Source organism: Nitratireductor aquimarinus (genome assembly GCF_017255295.1).
In the GTDB taxonomy this organism is placed as follows: domain Bacteria; phylum Pseudomonadota; class Alphaproteobacteria; order Rhizobiales; family Rhizobiaceae; genus Nitratireductor; species Nitratireductor aquimarinus.
Genome location: NZ_JAFKDE010000005.1, coordinates 78,011 through 90,801 on the forward strand (window position 1 = coordinate 78,011; position 12,791 = coordinate 90,801).

General features: G+C 62.4%; 13 protein-coding genes. 7 read left to right on the forward strand and 6 right to left on the reverse strand.

Annotated features, from left to right (window positions below; all coding sequences use genetic code 11):
• The first annotated feature begins 61 nt into the window (after positions 1 to 61).
• The 7 genes from JYP46_RS09590 (at position 62) to JYP46_RS09620 (ending at position 6,568) form a co-directional block, all read left to right on the forward strand.
• Positions 62 to 655 (forward strand): nicotinate-nucleotide adenylyltransferase, encoded by a 594-nt coding sequence (locus JYP46_RS09590; RefSeq protein ID WP_206545763.1) that lies wholly within the window; start codon positions 62 to 64, stop codon positions 653 to 655.
• A 158-nt stretch (positions 656 to 813) separates the two neighbouring features.
• Positions 814 to 1,212, forward strand: a complete 399-nt coding sequence (gene rsfS / locus JYP46_RS09595; RefSeq protein ID WP_206545711.1) for a ribosome silencing factor — start codon at positions 814 to 816, stop codon at positions 1,210 to 1,212.
• Positions 1,213 to 1,271: 59 nt separating this feature from the next.
• Positions 1,272 to 1,754, forward strand: coding sequence for a 23S rRNA (pseudouridine(1915)-N(3))-methyltransferase RlmH (rlmH, locus tag JYP46_RS09600; protein WP_113153423.1), 483 nt, complete (start codon positions 1,272 to 1,274; stop codon positions 1,752 to 1,754).
• Between the two features lie 212 nt (positions 1,755 to 1,966).
• Positions 1,967 to 3,274, forward strand: coding sequence for a murein hydrolase activator EnvC family protein (locus JYP46_RS09605; RefSeq protein ID WP_206545709.1), 1,308 nt, complete (start codon positions 1,967 to 1,969; stop codon positions 3,272 to 3,274).
• Positions 3,264 to 4,589: a S41 family peptidase gene (locus JYP46_RS09610; protein WP_113153425.1), complete on the forward strand. Its 1,326-nt coding sequence runs from the start codon at positions 3,264 to 3,266 to the stop codon at positions 4,587 to 4,589. The genes JYP46_RS09605 and JYP46_RS09610 overlap by 11 nt, the downstream gene beginning before the upstream one ends.
• Before the next feature lie 252 nt (positions 4,590 to 4,841).
• Positions 4,842 to 6,029, forward strand: a complete 1,188-nt coding sequence (locus JYP46_RS09615) for a divergent polysaccharide deacetylase family protein (protein ID WP_206547987.1) — start codon at positions 4,842 to 4,844, stop codon at positions 6,027 to 6,029.
• Between the two features lie 17 nt (positions 6,030 to 6,046).
• Positions 6,047 to 6,568, forward strand: a complete 522-nt coding sequence (locus JYP46_RS09620; protein WP_206547988.1) for an RNA pyrophosphohydrolase — start codon at positions 6,047 to 6,049, stop codon at positions 6,566 to 6,568.
• Positions 6,569 to 6,590: 22 nt separating this feature from the next.
• On the opposite strand, the gene JYP46_RS09625 is transcribed toward JYP46_RS09620, so the two are convergent.
• The 6 genes from JYP46_RS09625 to JYP46_RS09650 all read right to left on the reverse strand — a co-directional run bounded on the left by JYP46_RS09625 (position 6,591) and on the right by JYP46_RS09650 (position 12,715).
• On the reverse strand, positions 6,591 to 7,607 hold the full coding sequence (locus tag JYP46_RS09625; RefSeq protein WP_206547989.1) for a M23 family metallopeptidase: 1,017 nt from the start codon (positions 7,605 to 7,607) through the stop codon (positions 6,591 to 6,593).
• 91 nt (positions 7,608 to 7,698) lie between these two features.
• A complete protein-coding gene (locus tag JYP46_RS09630; RefSeq protein WP_113153429.1) occupies positions 7,699 to 8,103 on the reverse strand; it encodes a F0F1 ATP synthase subunit epsilon in 405 nt (134 codons plus the stop codon).
• 63 nt (positions 8,104 to 8,166) lie between these two features.
• Entirely contained in the window at positions 8,167 to 9,714 is a 1,548-nt protein-coding gene (gene atpD, locus JYP46_RS09635) for a F0F1 ATP synthase subunit beta (RefSeq protein ID WP_113153430.1), read from the reverse strand.
• Between the two features lie 23 nt (positions 9,715 to 9,737).
• Positions 9,738 to 10,613, reverse strand: coding sequence for a F0F1 ATP synthase subunit gamma (locus JYP46_RS09640; RefSeq protein ID WP_113153431.1), 876 nt, complete (start codon positions 10,611 to 10,613; stop codon positions 9,738 to 9,740).
• A 12-nt stretch (positions 10,614 to 10,625) separates the two neighbouring features.
• Positions 10,626 to 12,155 carry a F0F1 ATP synthase subunit alpha gene (gene atpA / locus JYP46_RS09645; protein ID WP_113153432.1) on the reverse strand — a complete coding sequence of 510 codons (1,530 nt, stop codon included), beginning with the start codon at positions 12,153 to 12,155 and terminating at the stop codon, positions 10,626 to 10,628.
• Positions 12,155 to 12,715 (reverse strand): F0F1 ATP synthase subunit delta, encoded by a 561-nt coding sequence (locus tag JYP46_RS09650; protein ID WP_113153433.1) that lies wholly within the window; start codon positions 12,713 to 12,715, stop codon positions 12,155 to 12,157. Before JYP46_RS09650 ends, atpA begins: the two co-directional genes overlap by 1 nt.
• Positions 12,716 to 12,791 lie beyond the last annotated feature (76 nt).

The window sequence follows — 12,791 nt, forward strand, 5'->3', positions numbered from 1 at the left end:
GTCCGACGAGAACAGCACGATCAGCACGCCGACGCCATCGGTGCCGGCGCGCTATCTGCGCATGCCGCATGTGGAACGCGGCATGGCTGTCGGCCTGTTTGGCGGCTCGTTCAACCCGCCCCATGCCGGTCATGCGTTGGTGGCGGAAATCGCCATGCGGCGGTTACGGCTCGACCAGCTCTGGTGGATCGTCACCCCCGGCAATCCGCTGAAGAGCCATCGCGAACTCGCACCTCTTGCCGAACGGATCGCCCTTTCGGAGAAATGCACCACCGACCCGCGCGTGAAGGTCACCGCATTCGAGGCCGGCCACCGCGTCCGCTTCACGGCGGATACGATCAAGCTGGTTCAGGCGCGCAATCACGGCGTGAACTTCGTCTGGATCATGGGGGCGGACAGCCTGCGCGACTTCCATCGCTGGGAGCGCTGGCGCGATATCGCGCAGTCCATGCCCATCGCCGTGATCGACCGTCCGGGCGCAACGCTCGCCTTTCTCTCATCCACCATGGCGAAGACATTCGACCATGCCCGCATAGACGAGGACGACGCGCCGATCCTCGCCAGAAGCAAGCCGCCGGCCTGGACATTCATCCACGGTCCGCGCTCCCCGCTCTCCTCGACCGCAATCAGAAATGCGGCAAAAGGGGCGCAATAACCGCCAAAGCTCGCAAAACATGTGATCGGCGGATGTCTTGAAACTGTAAGGAGACTCTGCCTATCTATTGGATACCGTAGGACATGCGTCCACGGTGAGCTTGTTCTTATTGGAAAGGAAAGACACTGAGAACAGCAACCACGAAGAAGGTCGACACCGTGCCTTCGCCGGCCGAGGCCAGCCGAAACCTGGTTTCCCAGGCCGTTGAAACAGCCCTCACGAGTCTTGAAGACTCGAAGGCGGAAAACATCGTCTCCATCGACATCCAGGGCAAGTCCCCGCTCGCCGATCACATGATCATCGCGTCGGGACGGTCGCATCGACACGTCGCTGCGGTCGCGGATCACCTGATCCGTGCCTTGAAGGAAGCCGGCTGCGGCAATGCAAAGGTCGAAGGCCTTGCAAGCGCCGACTGGGTTCTGGTCGATACGGGCGACATCGTCGTTCATGTCTTCCGTCCGGAAGTTCGGGAATTCTACAACATCGAAAAGATGTGGCAGACGCCCGATCTGGAGCCCGGTCTTGAGCCCGGTCTTGAGGATGAAACGGTTCACTGACCGCCGTCTTTTTTGACGGCGTTTGTGGGCTCCTCCGCCCACCGGGCAGAGAGGCTGGAATGCATATTGGGATTTGCGCCGTGGGCCGGATGAAAGCCGGCCCCGAGAGGGATCTGGCGGACCGTTATCTGGACCGCTTCTCCAAGGGCGGCCCGGCCATCGGGCTTGAATTCTCCGGCGTCAGCGAGATCGCTGAAAGCCGCGCCAAATCCACCGACGAAAGACGGCGCGAAGAGAGCCGCAAGATCGCGCAGATGCGCCCGGAAGGCTCGGCGCTCTTCCTGCTCGACGAACGCGGCAAGAACCTCACCTCCCGGGAACTGAGCCAGGCCATCGCGGATCTGCGTGATGAAGGCCGGCGGCATCTTTCCATCGTCATTGGCGGGCCGGACGGGCACGATCCCGAGTTGCGGCGCATGGCAGACCGGACCATCGCGTTCGGCGCGCAGACATGGCCGCACCAGATCGTTCGGGTGATGCTGGCCGAACAGATCTACCGTGTTTCCACCATTCTTTCAGGCCATCCCTATCATCGGGACTGAACGGCTCCACGAACAATTCGGTGCGCCCGGATGGGCGCTCAGACGGACGCACGGCGATCAGGTAGGCCGGCGCAACCCGCCTGCATTGACAATGGGGAAAACACAACCAAAAATTGTGCGGCAATTCCCGTATGGTTGATGCTTCCTTAAGAAAGCGACGCCTATACTGCCCGAATGCGATTTCCCGACCGCGCGAAAACAGCAGACCAAGGATGATGAAAGCGCACATGCCGCGCCCGCCCTTTTCCAGGATCAGGACAGCAGCAGCCGCTGCGACCTGCCTTTGCGTCCTGACCGCCTACGCCGCGGCGCAGGACGGCATAGAGGTTCTGGAAACGCAGCATGGCAAGACGCAGACCGAATTTCAGGACATCAACCGCGAGATGGCGCTGACCGAGCAGCGCCTCGCCGAAATCGCATCCGAGATCGACGCCATCAAGGATGACAATGCGGCCATCACCGCAGCCCTCATCCAGGCCGCCAAGACCGAGCGCAAGCTCAGCGAAGACATCGACGCCATTTCGCTGCGTCTCACGGAACTGCGCCATCAGGAAGGCTATCTGCGCGAATCGCTGCAATCGCGCCGCGGCGTTCTGGCCGAGGTTCTCGCAGCGCTCCAGCGCATGGGCCTGAACCCGCCACCGGCAATTCTCGTGCGCCCGGAAGATGCGCTCGCCTCCGTGCGCAGCGCCATTCTGCTCGGCGCGGTCGTGCCGGAGCTGCGGGTCGAGACGGAAATCCTCATCGGCGACCTGAAAGACCTCTCGCGCATCGTCACATCCATCGAAAGCGAGCGCGACAAACTTCAAAAAACCGTGACCGAACAGGTCGAGGAAAAGAAACGCCTCTCGCTTCTGCTCGATGAAAAGAAGCGCCTGCAGCAGGATGCCGAAAGCCGCATGGCCACCGAGCAGCGCGAAGCCGAGGCGCTGGCCGCCCGCGCCACCAGCCTGCAGGAGCTGATCGGCTCGCTGGAAACCGAGATCGCATCGCTGCGCAAGGCCGAGGCAGAGCGCGCAAGGCGCCTTAATCAGCCGACTTCGCCGGAACACCGGCTAAGTGCCGGCGCATCCTTTGCCAAGCGCACGGGCGGCGTGGCCCTGCCCGTGTCCGGCCAGTTCGGAGCGCGATTCGGTGAAGATGACGACACCGGGGCGCGCCTTCAGGGCGACATTCTAAGAACACAATCGGGCGCAATCGTTACCGCGCCTGCGGGGGCGACGGTTCTGTACGCGGGACCGTTCCGTTCCTATGGTCAGCTATTGATACTCAACGCCGGCGACGGTTATCATATCGTGCTTGCCGGCTTAGAGAAGGTAAGCGTGACGCTGGGGCAATCCGTTTTGGCGGGCGAACCAATCGGCATGATGGGGGATGCTCGCCTGGCAAGCATCGCAGGACCGGGGACTGAGAACGTCACACCGGAGCTGTATGTGGAGTTCAGGAAGAACGGAAAACCGATCAATCCTAAACCCTGGTGGGCTCCGGGACACTCTGGAAGGACAGGAAATGAAACGTAACTTGTCGCTATTGTTTGCCGGCGCCCTGATGGGCGCATCTGCGGTCTCGCTCCTTCACGGTACGAGTGGCTTCTCTGCGAACGCCGCCGGTTCCGAGACCTACCGGCAGCTCGCGATCTTCGGCGACATCTTCGAGCGTGTGCGCGCCCAGTATGTGACCCCGCCGGATGACAAGAAGCTGGTGGAGAGCGCCATCAACGGCATGCTCACCTCGCTCGACCCGCATTCGTCCTATCTCGACGCGGACGCCGCCAAGGACATGCGCGTGCAGACCAAGGGCGAGTTCGGCGGCCTCGGCATCGAAGTCACCATGGACAGCGAGCTGGTCAAGGTGGTTGCGCCCATCGACGACACGCCCGCCGCACGCGCCGGCGTTCTGGCCGGTGACCTGATCTCCGCCATCGATGGCGAGGAAGTGCGCGGCATGTCGCTCAACGACGCCGTCGACAAGATGCGCGGCGCGGTCAACACGCCCATCGAACTCACCATCATTCGCGAAGGTGCGGACAAGCCCATCGATCTCACCATCGTGCGCGACATCATCAAGGTGAAGGCGGTCAAGTACCGCGTCGAAGAGGATGTCGGCTATCTGAAGATCACCTCCTTCACGGAGAAGACCTTCGATGACCTGATGACCGCCATCGACACGATCAGCGAAGAAGTGCCGGACGATCAGCTCAAGGGCTATGTGCTCGACCTGCGCCTCAATCCGGGCGGCCTGCTTGATCAGGCAGTCAGCGTCTCCGACGCCTTCCTGGATCGCGGCGAGATCGTCTCCACCCGCGGCCGCGAGGCCAATGAGATTGCCCGCTTCGATTCGCGGCCCGGCGATGTTCTGAATGGCAAACCGGTCATCGTGCTCATCAATGGCGGCTCGGCCAGTGCTTCGGAAATCGTTGCCGGCGCGCTGCAGGACCACCGCCGTGCGACGGTTCTGGGTACCCAGTCCTTCGGCAAGGGCTCGGTCCAGACGATCATCCCGCTCGGCGAGAACGGCGCTCTGCGCCTCACCACCGCGCTCTACTACACGCCGTCCGGCGAATCGATCCAGGGCAAGGGCATCACGCCCGACATCAAGGTCGATCAGCCCCTGCCCGAGGAATTACAGGGCCGGGATCTGCGCCGGGGCGAGTCCGACCTGCGCGGTCACATCAAGGGTGAGGAAGAAAGCGACGAGGGTTCCGGCTCCATCGCCTATGTGCCGCCGGAGCCTAAGGACGACATGCAGCTCAAGGCAGCCCTGGAACTGCTGCGCGGCGAGAAAACCGATCCCGCTTTCCCGCCAAATCCCGACAAGGCGGTCATGAACCGCTAGAGCCATCCCTGGAAAAGGGGAAACCGGATTCCACTTTTCGGTCCGATGCTCTAAACATCTTTTGTCACCGCCGGTTTCTCGCAAACCGGCGGTGACATTCTGGCGACACAGACCGCCAGTAACACGAATTTCGCGCATGGCTGCCTTCCGGCCGCCCTACGTTTGGAAAGACAGAATTTTGACGCCGCGTCCGCCTTCTTAGAAGACGAGGACCGGTCTGGTTTCTGGCCTCGGCCATCGTGACGGGTGGGTATGACTTCCGGGAAAAAAGACATCGATCGCCCGCTGGGCCACGACAAGCGCCCGAACAAGCGCCCAGACAAGCCTAAGCGCCAGGGCGCCTTCACCACCGGCCGTATCGTCACCGCTCTCGCCGCCATTGCGGTTCTCGGCACGTCCACGGCTGTCGCATTGCGAGACCGCCCCTTCCGCAGCCCTTCTCCTGTCGCCGTCACGTCACCCGTGGAAGAGACCGTCGCGCGGTCCTCCGGGTCTGACACAGCAACGGCCACGCCCGCATCCGGCGCGCCCGATGCGTCGATCACCCGTCTCCAGCCGGAAGACCCGTCCGAAAACGGCGTCATCATCATTCGCGATCCTTCGGCCATGGGCCAGCATCCGCGTCTGGCGCATCTGCCCGACCGGGCGCTGATCGAGGAGTCCGAGACAGGCCCCCTGCCCGTGCGCGATGCCGGCGGCCGGCGGCCCTTCGATGTTTATGCCCGCTCCTGGTCGGGCACGCGGGGCGCGCGCATCGCCATCATCATCGGCGGGCTGGGCCTTTCGCAGACAACCACGGAATACGCCATCGAGACGCTCCGCCCGGAGATCACCCTGGCGTTCGCACCGGCGGGCAACAGCCTGTCACGCTGGATGCAGCAGGCCCGCAAGGAAGGCCATGAGGTCATTCTGCAGGTGCCCATGGAGCCCTTCGGTTATCCGACGCAGAACCCGGGCCGCAACACGCTCACGCTTGATGCATCCCCCGGCCAGAACATGTCGCGCATGCGCTGGGCGCTTTCCCGCCTCACCAACTATACGGGCGTGATGAACTATATGGGCGGACGCTTCACGGCCGATGACGAAGCCATGGGCGATGTCATGGCGGAGCTTGGCCAGCGCGGTCTGATGTATATCGATGATGGCACATCCGCGCGCAGCGTCGCACAGGATCTCGCCCTTCAGGAGGGCGTGCCTTTTGCCGCGTCCGACGCGCTCATCGATCCGACCGGCAAGAACCGTCGCCCCGAGCGCGCCGAAATCCTCAAGAAACTTGATGAACTCGAGCGCATCGCACGCGCCAGAGGCTACGCCATCGGCACAGGCTCTGCATTCGACGAGACCATCGACGCCGTAGCGTCATGGTCCAATGAAGTCACCGGACGCGGAATCGAGCTCGTTCCCGTCTCGGCCGTCGCCGCCGATCCTCAACCACGATAGAAACGGAAATCGTCCGCATGGCCGAGAAGACAAAGAACGCAGCCGATCTGCCCTATCGCCCCTGCGTGGGCATCATGGTGCTCAACGACAGGGGCCTTGCCTGGGCGGGCCGCCGCATCGTTCAGCCCGACACGGACGAGTTATCCGGCGCAACGCAGCTCTGGCAGATGCCCCAGGGCGGCGTCGACAAAGGCGAAGAGCCTCGCGAGGCGGCCTATCGCGAACTCTATGAAGAGACCGGCATGAAGTCCGTTTCGCTTCTCGCCGAGACGCCCGACTGGATCACCTACGAACTGCCCGAACATCTCCTTGGCATTGCCCTCAAGGGAAAGTATCGCGGGCAGAAGCAGAAGTGGTTTGCCTTCCGCTTTGAAGGCCCCGATTCGGAGATCGCGATCAACCCGCCGCCCGGCGGACATGAAGCCGAGTTCGACATGTGGGAATGGAAGCCGATGACCGATCTGCCCGGTCTGATCGTTCCCTTCAAGCGCAGGGTCTATGAGAGCGTCGTCTCCGCCTTCCGCCACCTCGCACCCTGAGGCGTCCCGGCACTTTCGCCGGCTATTTCAGGATATCTTCAACGGCGATCACGGTCTGCCCGCGGACCGGTTCGCCGCGCAGCTTCAATGCTCCATTGGCGCGATAGTTCTGAAACTGCGCCGGCAAACCCTTTCCCGCACCCAATTCCGGTGTCGTCTGCATATGCACGTGAAGGTGGGGCTCTGACGAGTTCCCGCTGTTGCCGCAGCGGCCAATCTCCTGCCCCTCATCGACATGCTGCCCACCGCTCACGGCAACCGAGCCGTTGCGCAGATGCGCAAGGAAGATGAACTCTTCATTGCCCAGGTCGAGCACCACATGGTTGCCCGCCGGCCGGTCTGCATCCATCTCGCCCAGAGGCTGGTCCGGCAGCCCGTCAACACGGGCAACGACCGTGCCCTCTGCCGGTGCCAGAATGGGCTCGTCCCAGCAGTAATAGTCCGTGAGCGCCGTACCATCCCCCGTGTGGGTTTTGCCCGCGCGCTGGATTACGAAGTCATAGGCAAAGCGCTGGCCCGCATCTGCGGCATGGTAGTTTTCTTCCACCGAGCGCCCACCCCAGAAGACCTTCCAGTAGCCGGCGAAGGGCAGACGCAGCGCAGCCTGTGTCTGATAGTCGAGATAGGCGGAATCCGCCTCCACGGGCACACGCCGCACGTAAAAGCCCTCGATCCCGTCATCCTGACCGAAGCTCCATTGCCAGATGAGATCCGAACCGTTCTCGTGCCCGGCACGGCGGCGGTAGGTCCGCAGTCCGTCTTTCTCTTCCGTCAGCTCTTCATGAACCGACACTTCGGGGCCATAGGCGCTGTTGATGGACGCCTGAAACCCTTTCAGATGATAGAGATCGCCAAGCGCCGACTGCATTCGCTCCGACATGTGCTGCCAGACCTCTTCAGCGGACCCTTTCTGGAAGATGTCGGTAAATTGCCGGCCAAGCGTGGCCGTTTTCGGATCAAGTTCCTCCGCCACGCCCGGGCTCGCAGCCACAACGACCATGAGCCAGCAAAGAAACCGCGCCACCCTGCGCAATGCCATGAAGTATACCCCTGCCTTTCACAATAGAAAGCAGGCTAACAAAAAAGCCGGGCATTGGCCCGGCTGTTTTCGCACCATATACGCCTGCCGATCAGGCAGGCAGAATGGCACCCTCAAGGGTCGTCAGCTGATGCAGGAAGTCTTCGGCACGCAGACGCGCCTCGTGATCCCCCGCATCTTCCAGATCCTCGCGGGCCTCCTGAATGCGGCGCGCGATATCTTCGCGGTTGATGTCATCCACATGCACAGCCGATTCGGCGAGAACCGTGCAGCCATCGGGCAGAATGTCGGCAAAGCCGCCAAACACCACATAGCGTTCGGTCTTGCCGCCAGCCGTCACTGCAACGACGCCCGGCTTGATGCTGGTCATTGTCGGCGCATGTGTGGCCATCACGGTCAGTTCGCCCTCAGTGCCGGGAATGACAACCGATTCGACGTCCTGGGAAACCAGGAGCCGCTCGGGCGAGACCAGATCGAATTTGAAGGATTGAGCCATCGTGTCCTACCGGTTTGGCATGAAGGCGGGAGGCCCGAACGGACCTCCCGGTCATTGCCTTGATCAGGCCGCTTCGGCGGCCAGCTTCTGGGCCTTCTCGACGGCCTGCTCGATGGTGCCAACCATGTAGAAGGCAGCTTCCGGCAGGTGATCGTACTCACCGTCACACAGACCCTTGAACGAGCGGATCGTGTCTTCCAGGTCCACGAACAGACCCGGCGCGCCGGTGAAGACCTCGGCCACGTGGAAGGGCTGCGACAGGAAGCGCTCGATCTTACGGGCGCGGGCAACCGTGAGCTTGTCCTCTTCGGAAAGCTCGTCCATGCCGAGAATGGCGATGATGTCCTGAAGCGACTTGTAGCGCTGGAGGATCTCCTGGACCTGACGGGCCACGCGGTAGTGCTCCTCACCGACGATCATCGGGTCAAGCATGCGCGAGGTGGAGTCCAGCGGATCCACGGCCGGGTAGATACCCTTTTCCGAAATGGCGCGGTTCAACACGGTCGTTGCGTCCAGGTGGGCGAACGAAGCTGCCGGCGCCGGGTCGGTCAAGTCATCGGCGGGCACGTAAATGGCCTGCACCGAGGTAATCGAGCCCTTGGTGGTCGTGGTGATGCGTTCCTGCAGGGCGCCCATGTCGGTCGCCAGCGTCGGCTGGTAACCCACAGCCGAAGGAATACGGCCGAGAAGAGCCGACACCTCGGAGCCCGCCTGCGTGAAGCGGAAGATGTTGTCCACGAAGAACAGAACGTCCTGGCCCTGGTCGCGGAAATGCTCGGCAACCGTCAGACCGGTCAGAGCAACACGGGCGCGTGCACCGGGCGGCTCGTTCATCTGGCCGAACACGAGGGCGCACTTGGAGCCTTCGGTGGAGCCGTTGTTCTTTGCCGGGTCCTGGTTCACGCCGGACTCGATCATCTCGTGGTAGAGATCGTTGCCCTCACGGGTACGCTCGCCAACGCCTGCGAACACGGAGTAACCGCCGTGCGCCTTTGCGACGTTGTTGATCAGTTCCTGAATGAGAACGGTCTTGCCAACACCGGCGCCGCCGAACAGGCCGATCTTGCCGCCCTTCGCGTACGGTGCGAGCAGGTCAACGACCTTGATGCCCGTGACCAGGATCTCGGCTTCCGTGGACTGATCCACATATTCCGGAGCCGGCTGGTGAATTGCGCGAACGCCGTCGCCCTTGACCGGGCCGGCTTCGTCGATGTCTTCGCCAACCACGTTCATGATGCGGCCGAGCGTTGCGTCGCCAACCGGCACCGAGATCGGGCTGCCCGTGTCACGGACTTCCATGCCGCGCACCAGACCCTCGGTGGAGTCCATGGCGATGCAGCGAACCGTGTTCTCGCCGAGATGCTGAGCCACCTCAAGCACGAGGCGCGTGCCGTTGTTCTCGGTCTCAATTGCGTTCAGGATCGCCGGCAGGTGATCTTCGAACTGCACGTCGACGACGGCGCCGATAACCTGGCGGATCGTGCCGGCCGAGCCGGTTGCTTTCGTTGCTGCGCTGGACGATGCCGAGCGGGTGGAAGCCGCCTTGCGCGCCGGGGCCGCCTTCTTGGCGGCGGTCGCGGACGCCGTCTTCGGGGTCGCTGCTTTGGCCATTTTCGTTTAACCTCTTCGGTCCGTTAGAGCGCTTCCGCGCCCGAAATGATTTCGATGAGTTCCTTGGTGATCTGCGCCTGGCGCTGGCGGTTGTAGGTGATCGAAAGCTTGTCGATCATCTCGCCTGCGTTGCGCGTCGCGCTGTCCATGGCGGTCATCTTGGCACCCATCTCGCCGGCCGCGTTCTCCAGGAGCGCGCGGAAGATCTGAACCGCGATATTGCGCGGGATCAGATCGGCAAGAATGGCGGGCGCGTCAGGCTCGTACTCGTAGACTGCGTCAGAACCCTGGCCCTCGTCCCCGGCGGGAACGGCAGCCGGGATGATCTGCAGTGCGGTCGGCACCTGCGACATCACCGATACGAACTCGGAATAGAACAGCGTGCAGACGTCGAACTCGCCCTTTTCGAACAGGCCGATGACCTGACGGGCGACGTCGTTCGCGTTGTCGAAACCGATCTTCTTGACCTCGCGGAGATCCACGCGGTCCATGATCAGATCGCCATGATCGCGACGCAGGACATCATAGCCCTTCTTGCCGACGCACAGCACTTTCACCGTCTTGCCTTCGCCAAGCAGCGCGCGGATATGCTCGCGCGCCTTCTTGGCGATCTGGCTGTTAAAGCCACCGCAAAGACCACGCTCGGCGGTGCAGACCACCAGAAGATGCGTTTCGTCCTTGCCGGTACCTGCCATCAGCGGCGGCGCGTCGTTGCCCGACACGGCGCCGGCGATGTTGGTGAGCACGGCCCCCATGCGTTCCGCATAGGGCCGCGCAGCCTCGGCCGCCTCCTGGGCGCGCTTCAGTTTCGCCGCGGCGACCATCTGCATCGCCTTGGTGATTTTCTGCGTCGCCTTGACCGAGGCGATTCGGTTGCGAAGTTCCTTAAGGGAAGCCATGCTCGCTTAGCCTCAGGCGAAGTTCTTGGCGAATGCGTCGATCTGTGCCTTGAGCTTCTCACGCAGATCGTCGGAAAGCGCCTTTTCCTTGCGGATCGCATCAAGCACGTCCTTGCCGTCCGCACGCATGTGCGAAAGCAGGCCCTGCTCGAAACGGGTGACATCGGCAAGCGGAAGCTTGTCGAGGTAGCCATTCACACCGGCAAAGATCACGGCAACCTGCTCTTCCGTCTTCAGCGGCGAGAACTGCGGCTGCTTCAGGAGTTCGGTCAGGCGTGCACCGCGGTTGAGCAGGCGCTGGGTCGAGGCGTCGAGGTCAGAACCGAACTGCGCGAACGCAGCCATTTCACGGTACTGGGCGAGCTCACCCTTAATGGAGCCGGCAACCTGCTTCATCGCCTTGATCTGGGCTGCGGAGCCGACGCGCGACACCGACAGACCGACGTTCACAGCCGGGCGGATGCCCTGGAAGAACAGGTTGGTCTCGAGGAAGATCTGACCGTCGGTGATCGAGATCACGTTGGTCGGAATGTAGGCCGACACGTCGTTCGCCTGCGTCTCGATGACCGGCAGAGCCGTGAGCGAGCCGGAGCCCTGCTCGTCGTTCATCTTCGCCGCGCGCTCGAGCAGGCGGGAGTGCAGGTAGAAAACGTCGCCCGGGTAAGCTTCACGGCCCGGCGGGCGGCGCAGCAGGAGCGACATCTGACGGTAAGCAACGGCCTGCTTGGACAGATCGTCATAGGCGATCACGGCGTGCTTGCCGTTGTCGCGGAAGTACTCGCCCATGGCGCAGCCGGCGAACGGAGCCAGGAACTGCATCGGAGCGGCGTCGGAAGCGGTGGCGGCGACGATGATCGAGTATTCGAGCGCGCCGCGCTCTTCCAGAACCTTCACCAGCTGAGCAACCGTGGAGCGCTTCTGGCCAACGGCAACATAGACGCAGTAGAGCTTCTGGCTCTCGTCGTCACCGTCGTTGAGCGGCTTCTGGTTGAGGAAGGTGTCGAGAACGATGGCGGTCTTGCCGGTCTGGCGGTCGCCAATGATCAGCTCGCGCTGGCCGCGGCCAATCGGGATCAGGGCGTCAACGGACTTCAGACCGGTCGACATCGGCTCGTGAACCGACTTGCGGGGAATGATGCCCGGCGCCTTCACGTCAACGCGGGCGCGCGCTTTTGTCTTGATCGGGCCCTTGCCGTCGATCGGGTTGCCAAGCGCGTCAACAACGCGGCCGAGCAGCTCCGGACCGACCGGAACGTCCACGATGGCGCCCGTGCGCTTCACCGTGTCGCCTTCTTTAATGTCACGGTCGCTACCGAAGATAACGACGCCGACATTGTCGACTTCCAGGTTGAGCGCCATGCCGCGGATGCCGCCTGGGAACTCCACCATCTCACCGGCCTGGACATTGTCCAGACCATAGACGCGGGCAATGCCGTCGCCCACGGAGAGCACCTGGCCAACTTCTGAAACTTCGGCTTCCTTGCCGAAGTTCTTTATCTGATCCTTCAGAATTGCGGAAATTTCCGCCGCACGGATGTCCATCAGCCGACCTCTTTCAGTGCAAGCTTGAGCGAATTAAGTTTGGTTTTGAGCGATGTGTCGATCTGGCGCGAGCCCATCTTGACCACCAGCCCGCCGAGAATGGAGGGATCAACGGAAACGTTGATCGAAACGTCCTTGCCAGCCACTGCCTTGAGGGCGGCCTTCAGTTCCTTCTCCTGCGTCGCGTTGAGCGCGTGCGCCGCAACCACGTCCGCCGTCGTCTCACCGCGATCTTCTGCGGCGATATGGCGGAATGCGCGGATCATCTGCGGAACGGCGAACAAACGCCGGTTCTGCGCAACGACACGCAGGAAATTGCCGACCAGGCCCGAAATCCCGGCCTTGTCGAGAACGGCGCTGATCGCCTTCAGCTGGTCGTCAGCCGAGAACACGGGGCTCTCGACGAGACGCTGCAGGTCGTCGCTGCCTTCAAGAAGTTTCTCGAAGCGGTCGAGGTCAGCCTCGACTGTGGAAATCGCCTTGGCTTCCTTCGCCAGTTCAAAAAGCGAACCAGCGTAGCGCCCTGCCATTCCGGAAATCATGGAGCCAGATTGTGCCACGGGATGGTCTTCTCTCACGCCTAGAAGGCCACAAGATTTTATGCTGGAGCTACCTGCTCGGGCTAAATCTCTGACC

Coding starts and splice junctions, on each gene's coding strand:
- JYP46_RS09590 (WP_206545763.1), top strand. CDS start 62: ATGCCGCATGTGGAACGCGGCATGGCTGTCGGCCTGTTTGGCGGCTCG.
- rlmH (WP_113153423.1), top strand. CDS start 1,272: ATGCATATTGGGATTTGCGCCGTGGGCCGGATGAAAGCCGGCCCCGAG.
- JYP46_RS09605 (WP_206545709.1), top strand. CDS start 1,967: ATGATGAAAGCGCACATGCCGCGCCCGCCCTTTTCCAGGATCAGGACA.
- JYP46_RS09610 (WP_113153425.1), top strand. CDS start 3,264: ATGAAACGTAACTTGTCGCTATTGTTTGCCGGCGCCCTGATGGGCGCA.
- JYP46_RS09615 (WP_206547987.1), top strand. CDS start 4,842: ATGACTTCCGGGAAAAAAGACATCGATCGCCCGCTGGGCCACGACAAG.
- JYP46_RS09620 (WP_206547988.1), top strand. CDS start 6,047: ATGGCCGAGAAGACAAAGAACGCAGCCGATCTGCCCTATCGCCCCTGC.
- JYP46_RS09625 (WP_206547989.1), bottom strand. CDS start 7,607: ATGGCATTGCGCAGGGTGGCGCGGTTTCTTTGCTGGCTCATGGTCGTT.
- JYP46_RS09630 (WP_113153429.1), bottom strand. CDS start 8,103: ATGGCTCAATCCTTCAAATTCGATCTGGTCTCGCCCGAGCGGCTCCTG.
- atpD (WP_113153430.1), bottom strand. CDS start 9,714: ATGGCCAAAGCAGCGACCCCGAAGACGGCGTCCGCGACCGCCGCCAAG.
- JYP46_RS09640 (WP_113153431.1), bottom strand. CDS start 10,613: ATGGCTTCCCTTAAGGAACTTCGCAACCGAATCGCCTCGGTCAAGGCG.
- atpA (WP_113153432.1), bottom strand. CDS start 12,155: ATGGACATCCGTGCGGCGGAAATTTCCGCAATTCTGAAGGATCAGATA.